This is a genomic window from Nonomuraea sp. 10N515B (assembly GCF_052245915.1).
Taxonomy (GTDB): Bacteria; Actinomycetota; Actinomycetes; order Streptosporangiales; family Streptosporangiaceae; genus Nonomuraea.
Genome location: NZ_JBQQBQ010000002.1, coordinates 438,756 through 454,370 on the forward strand (window position 1 = coordinate 438,756; position 15,615 = coordinate 454,370).

15 protein-coding genes are annotated in these 15,615 nt (G+C 70.5%); 6 read left to right on the plus strand and 9 right to left on the minus strand.

Annotated elements, in window-relative coordinates:
* The first annotated feature begins 3 nt into the window (after positions 1–3).
* From ACTWQA_RS04420 to ACTWQA_RS04430, 3 genes are read left to right on the plus strand one after another with little or no spacing between them, the layout of a single operon-like run.
* Entirely contained in the window at positions 4–966 is a 963-nt protein-coding gene (locus ACTWQA_RS04420; protein WP_443158008.1) for an ABC transporter permease, read from the plus strand.
* On the plus strand, positions 963–1,775 hold the full coding sequence (locus ACTWQA_RS04425; protein WP_443158009.1) for an ATP-binding cassette domain-containing protein: 813 nt from the start codon (positions 963–965) through the stop codon (positions 1,773–1,775). Before ACTWQA_RS04420 ends, ACTWQA_RS04425 begins: the two co-directional genes overlap by 4 nt.
* Positions 1,776–1,806: 31 nt before the next feature.
* On the plus strand, positions 1,807–2,817 hold the full coding sequence (locus ACTWQA_RS04430; protein WP_443158010.1) for a LacI family DNA-binding transcriptional regulator: 1,011 nt from the start codon (positions 1,807–1,809) through the stop codon (positions 2,815–2,817).
* A gap of 118 nt (positions 2,818–2,935) precedes the next feature.
* On the opposite strand, the gene ACTWQA_RS04435 is transcribed toward ACTWQA_RS04430, so the two are convergent.
* Entirely contained in the window at positions 2,936–4,465 is a 1,530-nt protein-coding gene (locus ACTWQA_RS04435; RefSeq protein WP_443158011.1) for an AAA family ATPase, read from the minus strand.
* A gap of 183 nt (positions 4,466–4,648) precedes the next feature.
* Between ACTWQA_RS04435 and ACTWQA_RS04440 the strand changes: the two genes are divergently transcribed.
* Positions 4,649–5,164, plus strand: a complete 516-nt coding sequence (locus ACTWQA_RS04440; protein WP_443158012.1) for an XdhC family protein — start codon at positions 4,649–4,651, stop codon at positions 5,162–5,164.
* A 103-nt stretch (positions 5,165–5,267) separates the two neighbouring features.
* Positions 5,268–5,447, plus strand: a complete 180-nt coding sequence (locus tag ACTWQA_RS04445; RefSeq protein ID WP_443158013.1) for a hypothetical protein — start codon at positions 5,268–5,270, stop codon at positions 5,445–5,447.
* Between the two features lie 27 nt (positions 5,448–5,474).
* On the opposite strand, the gene ACTWQA_RS04450 is transcribed toward ACTWQA_RS04445, so the two are convergent.
* Positions 5,475–6,242, minus strand: coding sequence for a DUF2267 domain-containing protein (locus tag ACTWQA_RS04450; RefSeq protein WP_443158014.1), 768 nt, complete (start codon positions 6,240–6,242; stop codon positions 5,475–5,477).
* Positions 6,243–6,481: 239 nt separating this feature from the next.
* Between ACTWQA_RS04450 and ACTWQA_RS04455 the strand changes: the two genes are divergently transcribed.
* Entirely contained in the window at positions 6,482–7,354 is an 873-nt protein-coding gene (locus ACTWQA_RS04455) for a helix-turn-helix transcriptional regulator (RefSeq protein WP_443158015.1), read from the plus strand.
* A gap of 58 nt (positions 7,355–7,412) precedes the next feature.
* On the opposite strand, the gene ACTWQA_RS04460 is transcribed toward ACTWQA_RS04455, so the two are convergent.
* The 7 genes from ACTWQA_RS04460 to ACTWQA_RS04490 form a co-directional block, all read right to left on the minus strand.
* The gene (locus tag ACTWQA_RS04460) at positions 7,413–8,237 is read right to left on the minus strand and encodes a PIG-L family deacetylase (RefSeq protein ID WP_443158016.1); all 825 of its coding nucleotides are present in this window, start codon (positions 8,235–8,237) and stop codon (positions 7,413–7,415) included.
* Positions 8,238–9,384: 1,147 nt separating this feature from the next.
* Entirely contained in the window at positions 9,385–9,978 is a 594-nt protein-coding gene (locus tag ACTWQA_RS04465) for a hypothetical protein (protein WP_443158017.1), read from the minus strand.
* A gap of 271 nt (positions 9,979–10,249) precedes the next feature.
* Complete coding sequence (locus tag ACTWQA_RS04470) at positions 10,250–11,188, minus strand: hypothetical protein (RefSeq protein WP_443158018.1); 939 nt, start codon at positions 11,186–11,188, stop codon at positions 10,250–10,252.
* A 263-nt stretch (positions 11,189–11,451) separates the two neighbouring features.
* The gene (locus ACTWQA_RS04475) at positions 11,452–11,685 is read right to left on the minus strand and encodes a hypothetical protein (protein WP_443158019.1); all 234 of its coding nucleotides are present in this window, start codon (positions 11,683–11,685) and stop codon (positions 11,452–11,454) included.
* A 22-nt stretch (positions 11,686–11,707) separates the two neighbouring features.
* Positions 11,708–13,099 (minus strand): tetratricopeptide repeat protein, encoded by a 1,392-nt coding sequence (locus ACTWQA_RS04480; protein ID WP_443158020.1) that lies wholly within the window; start codon positions 13,097–13,099, stop codon positions 11,708–11,710.
* Positions 13,100–13,108: 9 nt separating this feature from the next.
* Positions 13,109–13,315 carry a hypothetical protein gene (locus tag ACTWQA_RS04485; protein ID WP_443158021.1) on the minus strand — a complete coding sequence of 69 codons (207 nt, stop codon included), beginning with the start codon at positions 13,313–13,315 and terminating at the stop codon, positions 13,109–13,111.
* Between the two features lie 73 nt (positions 13,316–13,388).
* Positions 13,389–15,615: zinc ribbon domain-containing protein (locus ACTWQA_RS04490; protein ID WP_443158022.1), on the minus strand; the 2,227-nt coding region annotated here is incomplete at its 5' end.

Sequence of the window (15,615 nt, forward strand, 5' to 3'; positions counted from 1 at the left end):
GTCATGGAAGCGACGCTGCCGCGTCGCCTGATCTCGACACCGATCGCCGGCCCGGCGATCGCCCTCGTGCTGGCCTGCCTGTTCTTCGCGCTGAACAGCCCTCAATTCCTCACCGGTCCCAACTTCTCGCTGATCATCCAGCAGGTCATGGTGGTCGGCACGCTCGCCATCGGGCAGACCCTGATCATCCTCACCGCGGGCATCGACCTGGCCTGTGGCGCGATCATGGCGTTCGGCGGGATCGTGATGACCAAGCTGGCCGTCGACAGCGGCCTGCCGCCGCTGCTCGCGGTGGCCGCCGGGCTCGCCGTGTGCGCCGGGTTCGGGCTGGTCAACGGGCTGCTGGTGATGAAGATCTCGTTGCCACCGTTCATCGTGACGCTGGGCATGCTGAACGTGGTCTTCGCACTCACCCACATCTACTCCAACGAGCAGACGATCACGGATCTGCCGCCGGTGCTGACGCTCCTGGGGCAGACGATCCAGGTCGGGCAGACCAACGTCACCTACGGGTCGCTGCTGACGATCCTGCTGTTCCTGCTGTTCGCGTACCTGCTCGGGTCCACGGCGTGGGGCCGGCACGTGTACGCGCTCGGCAACAGCCCCGAGGTGGCCCGGCTGACCGGCATCAGGACGCGGCGGCTGACCGTGGGCGTCTACACCCTCGCCGGTCTCGTGTACGGCGTCGCGGCCCTGCTGCTCGTCTCCCGTACCGGCGTCGGCGACCCGCAGGCCGGCCAGACCGACAACCTCGACAGCATCACCGCGGTCGTGCTCGGCGGGACGAGCCTGTTCGGCGGGCGCGGCCTGGTGATCGGCACGCTGGTGGGCGCCCTCATCGTCGGGGTGTTCCGCAACGGCCTGCAACTGATGGGCGTACCGTCGATTTACCAGACGCTCATCACCGGCGTCCTGGTGATCCTCGCCGTCGCCGTCGACCAGCTCTCCCGCAGGAGGACCCGATGACCACCCCGGTGCTCCAGGCCCGCGGCCTGGTCAAGCGATACGGCCACGTGACCGCGCTCGACGGCGCCGACTTCGACCTGATGCCCGGCGAGGTGCTCGCGGTCATCGGCGACAACGGTGCCGGCAAGTCCAGCCTGATCAAGGCCCTGACCGGCGCGCTCCAGCCCGACTCCGGCGAGATCATGCTCGACGGCAAGCCGGTGCGCCTGCGATCCCCGATCGACGCGCGCCGGCACGGCATCGAGACCGTCTACCAGGACCTCGCGGTCGCGGCCTCCCTCGACATCGCGACGAACATGTTCCTGGGCAGGGAACTCCGCAAACCGGGCATCCTCGGCAGCGTCTTCCGCATGCTCGACAAGAAGCGCATGCGCGAGGAGTCCGCCAAGCACATGGCCTCGCTCAAGATCGGGCTGCGCTCGCTCACCCAGCCGGTCGAGTCGCTGTCCGGCGGGCAGCGGCAGGGCGTGGCAGTGGCCAGGGCGGTGGCGTGGGCCACCCACGTCGTCGTCATGGACGAGCCCACCGCGGCCCTCGGCGTCAAGGAGTCCGGGCAGGTCCTCGACATGATCAGGCGGGTCCGCGACGGCGGCACGCCGGTCGTGCTGATCAGCCATAACATGCCGCACGTTTTCGAGATCGCCGACCGCATCCACGTCCAGCGCCTCGGCCGCAGGGTCGCCCAGATCAAGCCGGGCGACCACAGCATGGCCGAGGTGGTGGCCATCATGACCGGGGCGCTCCAGGTGTCGGAGGGCAAGGCCGTGGTGGCGGACAAGGGCGCGGCGGAGGCGATCGGCTTGTCCTGACGGATGATCGGCGGCCACTAGCATGGCTCAAATGCGGCGTCCGACGATGACAGACGTGGCCCGCGAGGTCGGGGTCACGGCGAAGACCGTCTCGCGGGTGCTCAACGACGACGGCCCCGTCGCCGTCGAGACCCGCGAACGCGTCATGGAAGCCGTCAGGAAACTGGGCTACCAGCCCAACCTGATGGCCCGCAACATGCGGGTCGGCGCGCGAGACGCCGCGATCGGCCTGGTCATCCCCGAAATGGGCAACCCGTTCTTCGGCACGGTCGCGGGCGGCGTCGAGAGCGTCGTACGCGCCCGCGGCCTCACCCTCATCGTCGGCTCCTCCAGCGAGACGCCCGACCTGGAGCAGTCGCTGATCGCGGCGTTCCTGGCCCGGCGGGTGAGCGCCCTCGTGGTCGTGCCCTCGGCCGCCAGCGACCACCGCCACCTGCGTACCGAACGCGTCGCCGGCCTGCCCATTGTCTTCCTCGACCGCCCCGCCGTCGGCCTGACGGCGGACTGCGTTGTGAGCGCCAACAGAGAGGGCGCCAGGGCCGGAGTCGCGCACCTCATCACCCACGGCCACCGCAGAATCGGCTTCATCGGCGACCTCCCCTCCACCCTCTACACCCGCCGCGAACGCTTCCAGGGCTACCGCGACGCCCTCGACCACGCCGGCCTGCCCTTCGACCGTGCCTTGGTGGAAACCGGCCATGACCAGGAGGCCGCCCAGTTCGCCGCCCTGCGCCTGCTGTCCCTCCCCAACCCGCCGACCGCCCTGTTCGCCGGCAACAACCTGGCGTCGATGGGCGCGGTGGTGGCCCTATCCCGATCGGGGCGGAAGGACGTGGCCCTGGTCGGCTTCGACGACCTGCCCCTGGCCGAATGCCTGGACCCGCCGCTGACCGTGGTGGCCCAGGACCCGGCGGGGATGGGGGTGGTGGCGGCGGAGCTGGTGCTGGCCAGGCTGGACGGCGACAAGTCCAAGGCCCGCAGGTCCTTGGTCCCCACCCGCCTGATCGTCCGCGGCTCGGGCGAAGTCCCCGCATCCCAGTAGGCTGCCCTGTTACCTGCTGGTGTTGAGCCAGGATCGCGAGCAATCTCCCCACAGGGACGTGTGGTTCCGCCACGGCGCAACGGAAACGATCTCCGCGGCACCCCCTCCGCACCCGCAGTCAGGCGTGCATCAAGGTGACCTGCCGGCCGGAGGGAGTGCCGGCGGTCGTGACAACCGTACGTTCGGCCACGGGCGGGGCATCCGGCCGGGTGTCGAAGACAATCAGGACACCGGTGTCCAGGTCGAGATGGTCGAGATACCGGTCCAACTGGGCCAGGCCCTCGGAGACGGGGTCGGGGCGGCCAGGCCGGTCGACCTTGAGCTCGGCGGCTTCCCACTGCCACACGCGCTTGCCGTCGCCGTCGCGGTACGGCCAGCGGACGCACAGGTCGATCCGCCCCCGCCCCAGGGCGTACTCGCGGTCGATGATCCCGCCGCCGTTGACGACCCGGTGCAGGAATCCCATGAAGACCAGCTGGGCGGCGGCCTCGGTATAGGCCTGGCCGCCTGTGAGGATCTCCCCATCCTTGCGCCAGAACGCCGCGAACTCCTCCACCAGCCTGGCCATGTCCAGCCGCCCGTCCGGCGTGACGAAGCCGCGCGGCTCCACGACGAGCCGGTCCTCGACCTGTGCCGCGAGCGCCCGGGTGATGACCTCCTGGTAGATCGGGTTGGCGATCTGCAGCGGCCTGCTTCGAGTGATCAGGCCGAGGTCGCGCACGTAGGAGACGTCGTCGTGGTAGACGGCCACATTCTCGGTCGCCACGGTCAGGCCCGCGAGCATCGGCTCGATGATGCGCTTGACCCGCGGCTCGTGCAGCTGGGCCGCCAAGGAGTCCAGGTGGGTGGCCCGCTGCCGGATCAGCCGTTCGACCGCCTCGTCCATCAGCTCATCGGTGATCAGGCCGGTGATCCCCCGATCACTGATGATGTCGTAGGCGAGGGCGTTGACCAGCCACGGCTGTCCCTGGCTCGCCTCGAACGCGCGCCCCACCGCCGCCGGCTCGAACTCCTGGCCGGTGGCCTCGGTGTGCTGGCCGTACAGCTCGGCCACTTGATCATAGGTGAAGTCCGCGAGCCGCATCGACACCTTGATGTTGAAGGAGGAGGAGACCAGCCGCTCGGGGTTGCCGCCCGACGCGGCCTTGTAGTCCCGCACATCGCGCATCCCACACACCGCGACGCTCTGCGGGAACGGCGCCGGACGGCTGTTGTGCCCGTCGCGCAGCTGCCGTAGCACGTTCACCAGATCGTCACCCTGCAGCGCGTCGATCTCATCGAGGAAGAGCACGATCGGACGTGGTGAGCGCCGCGCCCACTCGCTCAACCCGTGCAGCACTCGATTGCCCTCCGGTGCATCCGGCCACGGCGACGGTGGCCGACACTCCTCCGGTAGCCCGGCCAACGCGGCCATCTGGCTGAGCCTCGTGAGAATCCGATCCTCCGCGGGCGCGGCGCCGCGGTGGGCGGTCGAGGCGGTCTCGCATGAGGCGTAGACCGCGGCGTACTCGCCCTCGGCGCTCAGCGTTTCCGCATATGCCTTGATCGTGGTCGTCTTCCCCGACTGCCTCGGCGCGTGCACGACGAAGAACTTCTCCTCCTCGACCATCCGGCGCACCTTCGGCAACCGCGCCAAGGGGTCCAGCATGTAGTGGCGCTGCGGGCGGCAAGGGCCGCACTGTGAACGTTCACAGATTTTCTTGAGGATGAGGATAAAGAAGAATCCGGCACGGGGGAAGAGAGAGTTTCGACCTTGTTTCGAGGCGGTGGCTGCCGGGTTTCCCGGCACGCGCTACGGCGCAGATGCGCCGCTTCGTGTCAGACTGCGGTTATGACCCACACCCATGACGAAGACCCGGCGTGTGAGGTGGCCCACAGTGAGGCTCCCGCGGAGGAGGCCGGGCGGACGCTGGTCGCCGTCTTCGCCTCTCCGGTGGCCGACTGTCTGCTGAGGTTCGGTGCCGAGCTCGGCTACCGCACGGTTCTTTTCGAGCCCGATCCCGGGCGCCGCCTCGGCGGGTTCACGGCGGAGACCGAGATCGGCGACTACGTCGACGCCACGGCCGATGTGGTGCTCACCGACCATCACCGCGAGGAGATCGGCCCCGTTCTTCGCGACCTGCTCAAGTCGCCCGCCCGGTGGATCGGCATCATGGGCAGTCCCCGCCATACCGGGCCACACGTGCAGGCGCTGACCGACCTGGGTGTGCCGCCGGAGGAGATCGCCCGGGTGCACCGGCCCATCGGGCTCAACATCGGCTCACGTACTCCTCCCGAGATCGCCCTCGCCACCCTGGCCGGCCTGATCGCCGACCGCAACGGCCGCCCCGGCGGCTTCGCCTTCTGACCGGTCGTACACACCGGCGGCCCGTGCATGATCCGGCGTTTGATGGTGGTGTTGAGTCCTTGCCACCGTGAACCCTCCGTGGGCGGCCGCACGTGGTAGGGGCATGATTCTTCGGCTGCTCGCGTTCTTCGGGCTTGTCGCCGAGACCCCGCCGTCGGCCGCTGTGGGCGGAGCAGGCCTGGGCTGGGGGTGGATCGTGGCGAGGGCGGCTGTCGTCGTGCTCGTCCTGATCATGGGGTTCGGTCTCGTCAGGGGTCGGCGCCGGGGCGCCGAGGGCGGCTGACGGCCCGGCGGGCCTGATGCGCGGTCGTCAGGAGCGGGGGAGCAGGGATGCGTACTCGCTGGGCAGCAGGGCCGTCAGGTCGGAGAATTCTTCGCTGGGGATGGACTCGCGCAACGTGGTGAAGACGGCCAGGGCGTGTTCGCGGGCCGCCTGTGGAGGGACGTTCTCGCGCTCGGCGATCCGGCGGACGAACTCCTCCACCGGCATGCGGGTCGCCCGCGCCGTCACGCCGCGTTTCAGCGGCGCGTGCAGCTGGACGGGCAGGCGGCTGATCAGGTCTTCGACCTCGCCGGGGGTGATGCGTTCCGCGAGGGTCTCCAGCACCGCCTCGGTGGCGCGGTGCGCGCCTGCGCGGTCGAGGGCGGCGCGTCTGGCCACCGCGTCTAGGAACCGCCCGGCGGGGACGATGTCGATGTGCCGCCGCCTGGCCTCCTCGAGCAGGGGTGCGAAGTCGGGGGAGAGGTCGGCCGCCAGGTAGGCGATCTCGTCGGGGCTCACGGTCTGCCCGAGTGCCCAGAAGACGGCCCGCGCGTGCCGGTCAGCCGTTTCGAGGTCCACGCCTTCGCGGCCTGCTACGCGGTGGAGGAACTCGTCGGCGTCGAAGGGCTCCGGGGCGTCCTCGGTAGAGAGCAGCCGCATCGCTTCCGGCGGGACCTCGCCCATCAAATCGTGACTCTGCTCCTTCGACAGCCGCTCGGACAGGGTCTGGAGCGTGGCCTCCACGGCGCGGTCGGCGGACTCGGCGCTTTGCCCGATCCTCCGGCCCACGATCTTGACGAACTGCTCGTAGTCCATGTCCACCCCCCCGTACTGGTCAGCTACCCCCGAAGGGCGGGTGTGCCACCCGCGCCCCTGATGACTCGGCGGCCTTACCGCATGACCGCGGCCGACGACCCGGTCGTGCGGGAACACGTCGCTGATCGACGGCGGCTGCTGCTCATGACCGCTGACATTTCCGGCTGTTTCCTGACAAGATCGGTTGGTGATGACTTCCTGTCATGTGACGTAAACCCGACACGAAGGGGACGGCGGCTGTGCTGGAGGCGATCGGTCTCGGACCGCAGGACGAGGAGGTGTACGACGCGCTCGTCCGCCGCACCCAGGCCACGGTCACGGAGATCGTCCACGACTGCCATCTCCCCGCCTCGGCCGCCAGGCGCACCCTGCAGTCCCTGGTCGAGCTCGGCCTGGCCACCCGCTCGACCGGGCGGCCCGTGCGCTACATCGCGGTCTCGCCCGACAGCAGCCTCGAGGCCATCTCGGGGCGCGACGAGGTCAACCACCGGTGGGTGCAACTGCAGCAGGACACGCGGGTCCAGATGCGCGGGTTCGACCGACCGCCGTACGCCGACCCGCAGGAGCACACCGAGTCCAACCCGATCGAGCTCAACCTGCTCAAACGGGGCGTGAAGTATCGCGTGGTGTACGACACCAGCGTGCTGGAGCTGCCCGGCTGGGCGGAGGACGTCACCGCCGGGATGCGGCACGGTGAACAGGCCAGGATCGCCGCGGACCTGCCGATGAAGCTGGCCATCTCCGACGACCGGCTGGCGATCATCCCGTTGCCGCGGGCCGGGGACAGCGTGGTCGCCGCGTCGTACCTGATCCACGCATCGCCGCTGCTCGACGCGCTGGTCGCGTTGCTCGAGGCGGTGTGGGAGCGCAGCGTGCCGGTCCGGCTGACCGGGTCGGGCGCGGAGTCGGCGCCCGAGGGCGGGGAGTTGTCACGGGAGGAGGAGCGGCTGCTCACGCTGCTGGCGTCGGGGGCGACCGACAAGGCCGCCGGGCGGGCGTTGGGGTGGAGCGAGCGCACGGTGCAGCGGCACATCACCAAGCTGATGCGCCGCCTCGGAGCGCGAACCCGCTTCCAGGTCGCGATGGAGGCCACCCGCCGCGGCTGGATCTGATACGCCCCCCGCCACACCGAGCGGCGCCGCCGGTCAGAATATTCGGGACGCTTGCGGCCTAGCTGTCACGCAGGCCCGCGAACAGGTCCTCCTCGTGGTCGGGGACGCTCACCTTGCTCAGCACCCGCTCGAACGCCTCGTGCGAGAACGCCTGCTCCTGGGCCTCCTGCGGCATGCGGAACAGGAAGATGTTTTCCCCCTGGCTTTCGTGGGCCTTGATCGCCTTGAGCTTGCGGTCGATGTAGGGCGTGACGTCGACGACGCTCGTGACGCGCTCGTCCGGCGTGCCGAAGTCGTCGGACGGCTCGAAGCCGAGGTCGATCCCGTGCTCGCGCATCATCTCGAACATGCGCTTGATGGCGGCCCGGGGGATGGCCGTGTAGTAGAACTTGTCGGGGATGCCGGTCGACTCCACCGCCGCGGCCGTGATGCGGTGGGCCTGGACGTGGTCCGGGTGGCCATATCCGCCGCCGCCCGTCTCGTCGTAGGTCACCACCACCTGGGGGCGGTAGTGCTCCATCAGCGCGGCGAGCCTGCCCGCGGCCTCCTCGACGGGCACGTTGGCGAACGCGTCGGGATGGCTGTTGGCCGTCCAGCCTTCCATGCCCGAGTCGCGGTAGCCGAGCAGCTCCAGGTGGTCGATGCCCAGGTGAGCGACCGACTCGCGCAGCTCGGCGAGCCGGCGCGCGGCCACCGCCGCGTCATCGTGCCCCGCCTCGCCCGGTTTGATGCCGTCCTGGTCATCGCCCTGCTCGCCGTTGGTACAGGTGACCAGGACCGTGCGGATGCCCTCTTCGGTGTAGCGGGCCAGGATGCCGCCGGTGCTGAGGCACTCGTCGTCGGGGTGGGCGTGCACGACCATGAGGGTGAGTTGCCGATCCATGTGCCGAAACACTACCGGTCGCCCCCGACAATCCCGGGCCCGCCCAACCCTCGATGCGCTCGATCTTCGAGCCCTCTTCGGCCAGGAGTCCCTTGAGCTCCCTGATCCGCGCATCCTCTGCGACGGCAGTCATCTGCCTTACCCCCCGGTTTGGCTGACATCGGTGTGCGGTTGTGTGCGATCCGCGCCCGGTCAGCACCGGGACCCCCGTGATCAAGGCGCCGACCGTGGCCGCTAGGGTGATCAAGCTCGGGGGTTGGAACGATCCGATGACCTGAAGGTCAGATTCCGAAGTCGAGTGCACGGATGTGCGGATGGTCTGCACGGCCGTAGCGGGCGTCCAGACCATCCGTGGTGATGTGCGGCTTAAGCGGTGAGTGATCCACCAGAACAGCAGGCCGACGAGGCCGCGCCGGCGGCGTGGGCGGCATACCGGCTTTATACCGCCGATCCCTAGTCTGAGGTTCATGATCCATCCCAGCGACGACCGACTGGGCGCCTCGGAACAGGAGAAACAAGTTGCTAGGACGTAAGATCGGCACCTTGGCAGGTGGGCTCATCGCAGCGGCTGCGCTCATGGGCGGAACGACCCCCGCCCTGGCATCTGCGGGGGTCTCGTCGGAGACGAATGCCACGGCCGCCTGTGGCCTGTCCGTCTCGAAGTGGTATTCGGAAAAGCAGAGCCGCTACGTTGAGGTGAAGAACACCTGCACCACGTCCAAGACCTTCTGCGTGGACATTAACAACTGGCCCGATAAAGGCCCCTTCACGATCTCCGGCGCGGACCTCTACAAATCGTTTCGATACGCTGGCACCGGAGCCCCCCGCGGCCGAGGAATCTACACGGCATCGGACTGTGGTCCCGTATAAGGCTCCCGCATCCGCGATGGTGGCCGCCGTCGCGGTTGCCAGCTCCGATCGCCACCTTGCTGGTTAACCGCGAGGCCGGTTAGATCGACCGGCTTTCCGCTGGCATGGGCCGGGCGGGCCCTCCAGGCTCCCTAGCCACGTGCCGGCGGGACGCTCTTGGGTCGTATCTCGCAGAGATCTAGGCCCTCCGCTCGGGTCGGTGCCCCAGGTGCCGGTGCTCGCCGTCCACGAACGAGCACGCCTGCGCCCGCGTCACAGGCACCAGCCGCAGCACGTTTCACCCCGCCTCCGCGAGAAAGTCGAGGATCGCCTTGCCCGCGTGCAACTGCTCGACGGTGAGCGTCTTTACCTCTTCGGGCAGCGCCGAGGGCGCGGTCGAGTCGGGGTGGATCATCGGCTCGGGCGGCAGCTCCGGCGGCTGGCGGCGGGTCGGGTCGTGTTCGTCCGGGACGTCGACGCCTACCTCCCGCATGATCTCCTTGAGGATGTCTGCGGCCTGCTGCATGCGCCTCAGGTTGCGGTCGGATAGGACGCGGCCCGCCTTCACCTCCAGGGCGGGGGAGTGCTTGACGGCCAGGCCGTCACCGTCCTCCGGCATCTCCAGGTCGGGCACCCCCGGCATGCCGGGGGTGGCGGGCGCGGCGGCCGGGCCGGTGAGGGGGAAGTCCTCGTGGTCGTCCTCCACCGCGAGCGTCAGCGCGCCGAACGTGACCGGCGTCGGCTCGACAGGCGCGGGCATGGGGTCGCCGGGCTGGCCGTAGGTGAGCGTCATGTGCGGGGTGAACCCGTGATCGACCGCGTACCAGATCCCGGCCTCGTCCAACGCCTGCACGACCTTCTGCCGAATCTGATCGACGCGATTCTGACCCATGCCAACTTATCCAACGTGCCCGCACTCAGGTCCGATCGTCGTGGCGGCGAAACCCGACCAGGTTTCCCTGACGAACACCGAACTCAAAGGGGCCATCAACGTTCCGGCATGGCTGCAAGAGCGTGCAAATGGCTCCAACCCCCCGAGCCACGAAACGAATGCCCCACGCAGTTAGGTCGCTCTGCTGCTCGGCTCCGGGACGACCTGGGTCCACGCCGTAACCGCCCCACCCGCTCCGGCGTGGGGTGCGGTCAGGACAGGGCGGCGCAGGTCAGGGCCGTGGTCGCGGGGACGGCATGGCCTCGGCGTCTTCCAGGAGGTCGGTGACGGCGGCGGCGCGCAGCATGTGCGGGTGCAGGTCGCGGGCCCGCTGCTCCGGGACCCCGCCGGCCAGTGCGGCGTCGGCGAGCGCGCCCCTAAGCCAGTCGAGGTCAACAGGACGGCCATCCGATCGCCTGATCAGCGGCTCGCCCGCGGGGCGGCTGGCGCACAACACGCGCAGCAGCGGGCGGGCCAGCGGCGAGACGGGGAAGGCGACGACGTCGTCCCGGCCATGATGCACGATGATCACAGCGGGCCGGCTGCCGGCGCCTTCGCCCACGCTGCGGACGTCCTGCCGGGTCAGGCCGGCCAGCGCGTCGACGGTGGCGCCGGTGGACTCCAGCAGCGCGACCGCGGTGGCCTCGGCCGTGCGGCCGTCGGCGGCCAGGCGCGCGACGCCTTGGCGCAGCTGCCGGCGTTCTTCCCGGGTGAGCGTACGCGTGCCGGCGAGCCGGCGGTCCGTGGTCACCCGCCGGCCGGGGACCTGGTTGTGCCGTACCACGCCGCACTGCCAGGCGAAGGTGTAGAAGGACAGCAGGACGGAACGTTTCCTGGCCACCGTCCTGCTCGCCAGCGGCCTCCGGGACGGCGTGCGGGTGAGCGCGCCGGTCCGGGCCATCTCGCAGTAGGCGTCCAGATGGGCTCCGGTGACGGCGAGGAGTTCGAGCGCCGGCTCCTCCTCGCCCAGCCAGCGCAGGAACGACGCCAGCACCTGCAGACCGACCTGCCGCGTGGCCGCGGAGGGCTTGCCGTGCAGCCAGGCGGCCACCGTGCGCCAGGCCAGCGGGTCCAGCGCGTCGACCAGGTCGACGTCGCCGCCGGCCGCCTCGCCTCCGTCCCGGGGCCGCCGGCGAGGTCGCAGACCGGGCAGCTGCCCGACGCTGGTCACACCGGATGGAGGCGGTGGAACCCGCCCGGCCCCAGTCATATCGGACGTGGGCGGGGGGATCTGCCCCGCCTCTGTCCCGTCGGACGCGGGCGGCGGGATCCGCCCCGCCTCCGTCGCGTCGGACGCGGACGGCACCTTCCCCGCCACCGGCACATCCGGACCAGAGGGCTGACCAAGAGGCGGTGGGAGCTGACCGGCGCTGGTCACGCCGGGAGGAAGGGCCGTGGCGGGGGCAGGTTGCGTGCGGTCTCCTCGATGCATGGTCAGCATGCGACCGGGCCGGCGCCCGCGCGCGTGAACCCGGCCATGGCGCGCGAACATGCCGCACGATCTGGCGTGGCGTCGAAGGGCGGGACGCCGGTACGGAAGGGCATCCGCGAACGCGGCACGAGGATCAGGGGGGCGGCCGTCGCGAGAGCATGGCGATCACGACGGCCTGAGCCTGGCAGCAGACCGATCATGATCTCGATCTTCTCACGGAACGCGACGTGCCACATGCGCCGCGGCGACATCCACGCCTCAGACGGCGCGCACAAGCTCCCCGGCCCGCAGCCGGGCGGCCGCCGCGGCGGCCCGGTCGCCCAGCACGTCGGCGAGCGCCGCCTGCTTGAGCCAGTTGTACGGACTGCACGGCCGCACGTTGATCCGCTCGCTCACCAGCACCCGCGCCACCTCCCGCGCCCCGGCCCTCAGCGCCGCCTCCAGCAACGTCTTCTGCACGGCGTCGCGCTGCGCGTGGCTGCCGCCGAACTCGTTGATCCGATGCCGGATTTGATACAGGAGATCCACCACCGACGCGTAATCGCCCCGCCCGAACGCCACGATCGCGCGGCACACCGGCAGCCCCACCCGCAGCGTCATGTCCTGGTTGGTCACCCCAGGCAGCGGCGCCAGCACGTACGCCTCCCGCGAGGCGATCAGCTTCTCCGCGTCCCCCACCCGCCCGGCGCCCACGTACGACATGACGGCGTGCATGTCGTTGAAGGCGTAGAACGGCTCGGCGACCCGCAACGGCCACGCGTCGGCCAGCGCCCGCCAGCGCTCGTGTTGCTCCCATCCCTCCAGATGGAGCCGCCACAGCAGCGCGGCCGCGTCGAGCAGCTCCATGCACGACTGCCCGTCGGCCAGCACCGAGTCGTAGATCGCCAGCGCCCGCGGCACGTCGCCGGCCTCCAGCGCGTACAGGCAGTAGTGCCACCACGTGTGGATGTTGAAGAACGTCCCGCTCGACCAGTCCGGCAGCCGCGCGTCCAGGTAGCGCAGACCGTCGCCGAACCTGCCCTGCATCTCGTAGGTGTGCACGACCGCGTGGATGCCCCACACGTCGCGCGCGTTGAGCTCGACCGCCCGCAGCCCGACCTCCTCGGAGCGGTCGTAGTGCCCGGCCTCCTCGAGGCCGAAGGCGTACATGCCCAGCAGATGCCCGAAATGTGGGTCATCTTCGCACCACGCGCTGAGTGCCCCGCCGATCCGGTCGCGGAGCGAGCGGGCGTCACCGGTGAAGAAGTCGATCTGGTGCCCGGCAGCCAGGGCCAGCGCGTCGCGTGGATGCGCCAGCGCGATCTCGCCCAGCAGCCTCCCGCAGGTCAAGAAGTCGCCGTCGAGCAGCGCCCGCACGGCCGTCAGGTGCGCGCGCTCGCGCGGCAGCAGCGACGACTCGTCGATCCTGCGGCGGAACGCCCCGAACCGCGCCCGCGCCGTGCGCGCGTCCTCCACCTCGGTGGTCAGCAGCCCGAGGTACGCCGCCAGGACGTTGCCCATCGGGAAGTCCGGCGACTCGGCCAGCGCCGCGTTGGCCTCGGCGTCGACCTCCACCCGGAAGTGCAGCAACTCGTCGATCGCCCGATCGTAGTGCCGGATCGCGGCGGCGCTCGCCCCGGTCATCGCCAGGCCGTGCTGATCGTTGGTCACCGATCCACTCTAAAGTCCTGGTCCCTCGGGGAGCCAAGCACCTTGGAACAGTCCGTTCGCCAGCAGCGCGAACGCGTGTTCCGCGTCGGCCACCGCACCCGCGTAGCGCTCGTCGGCCGGCTCCCCGTAGGCCAGGCGTTCGGCGTTGTCCTGTGCCAGCGCCCACTGGACGGCGACGATTTGGACGGCGGCCAACCGCGCCGTGAGGCGTTTCACGCAAAGCCTGGGCAAGTGCGCGCTCGGTGCCGGCCTTGAACCGTTCCATCCGGGCCACCAGTGGCGTCGAGGATCATCCGGTGGAACGTCTGCGATCCTCTGTATTTGCCTCTGGATTTCCGGCAATCCGGGCGGGCGTGGCGCGTGGCGGGCCGTCTGCGTACGTTCCGAGGGGGAGTACGGGGGTGGCTGCGACACGGTGGAAGCCGGTCCGGTGGTGAGGATCGCGTACAGGCCCTGTACGTCCCGCTGGTGGGCGGGTCGTCTGGGGTGCCTGGCCCGCCGGACGCTGTCTCGCCCCGGGCGTGCCGGGAGCGGGGGCGGGCACCGTGCGCCGGTCGGGCACACGGCTGAACGTCTTGCCGAACGTCTTGCTGAAGGTCCTGGCGCGGCTGGTCTGCCGTCGTTTGGGGGTCGGCCGGTCCTTGTTACGAGAGCGGGCCGGTGGGCGTGGGTGCAGATCGGTGCGGGTGCGCCGGGCCCTTCGCGCCGCACGCGTGGGCTTGTTCCTGCGGCGCGCCCGGGCCACGTTCCCCTCCACGATCGTGTGGATGGAGCGGACACCGGTGGCCGGGTCGGTGCGGGTGTGCTGCTGGGCGAGCAGCCCGCGGGCGGCGATCCGCTCGGCCGCGGCGTGATCTCGGTCGCACGACAGCCCGCAGGCGGGGCAGTAGGCCCACTTCCAGCCGCGCTCGCCCAGCCGATCCGGTGCGGGAACGTGGCGCAGCACGCTGGCGCCTTCGCCGCAGCGGGGACAGTAGCGGGAGGTGCCCCGGGCGGGCACCGTCACCACCGCGATGCCGTCCTTGGCGGCCAGATGCCGGATCGCCTCGACCACCGCGCCGCGCACCTGCCCCGACAGCGCGGCGTTGCCGCGACGCACCCCACGCGCCTCCAGCGTGGCGAGATCTTCCACGTAGATCACTGTGGCGCCGAGCGCGAGGGCCTGGTCGACCGCCCACCTCGCCGCCGACCAGGCCAGCGCATGATCAAGCCTTCGGATCCGGGCGCACACCCGCTCATGCTCGACCTGCAGCACCCGATGCCTGCGCTGCACCGCCACACGGCGGGCATCACCGCCATCACTGTCATCACCGGCATCGCAAGTATTACCGGTATTACCGGTATCGACGGTATCGGGAGTGTCGCCGGTATCGCGGGTGTCGGTGGTGTCCAGCCCGGACAGCAGTGCCGCGCAGTGCTCGCGTTTGGCGGCCAGGTGTTCACGCTGGCCGCGCAGCCGGTGCAGCTTGGCCGAGATCGCGGTGGCGTCGTAGCGCAGCATCCGCCCATCAGAAACCACCCGGCCATCGCACAGCCGGGCGACGGCACCGGTCAGCAGGGTGTTCAACCCCCAGTCCAGGCCCAGCGCCACGGTATGCCCGGTGGCCGCAGCAGCCGGGACCGGCATCTGGAACGGCACATCGATGCGCACCGTGCCACCGACGACGCGCACCGTGGGCGTGCACAATTTCGCCTCGGGCGAGACGGTGGGCGGCAGCGTGAACACGATGGCATGCCACACCCAATCCTTGCGCGAGGCCGGAGCCGCCTTCAGCGGCAACTGCACCCGCAACACCGCGCCACCACCGCCACCACCGGTTTCGCCCGTGCCGCCAGTGACGGCGGCACGGGTCAGGGTGACCAACTGCTTGTCGGCCGCCGCCAGCACCGCCTGCGCGGCCACCCGGGGCGGCTCCTCCACCTCGGTGATGTCGCCCGGCAACACACCCGTCCGCGCCAGCACGGCGCGCACCTGGCGGGTACGGTTACGGATCTCCGCCGGGGTGACCCCGTCCGGCAGCGCCGCCCGCAATGCCTTCCACTCCACCTCGCTGCGCCGCCGCGGGTTCTGCGGCCAGGTGGCCAGGATCGCCGCCACGATGCCCCGCCGATGCAGCGCCGCCCGCAGTGTGCGGGCCGCCTGCTCCTCGGCGCAGCGCCGCACTCGATCCGACACATACACCCCACCACCGGCCACCCCACCGGCAATGGCCACCGCGTCGGCCAGTGCGCCGGTCACCCCGCCGCCAGTCACCCCGCCGCCGGTCACCGGGGCGGCACACCCCCAGCCCAGCCTGCGGATCGCCATCCACCCCTTGGCCGGCAACACCCGCCCATCCGGCCCCACCCCGGCGGCCAACAGGTCCAGATCCCGCGCATTCCACCGATCCGCGACGACCCCGGCCGTCAGAGTCTGCGTCAGTGCGGCCAGCCAGGCCACCCGCGCGGCCAGCACCGGCCCGGCCACCACCTCCCCGGTCGCCTCCACAACGGCCCGATACCCGCAACAGGTCGCG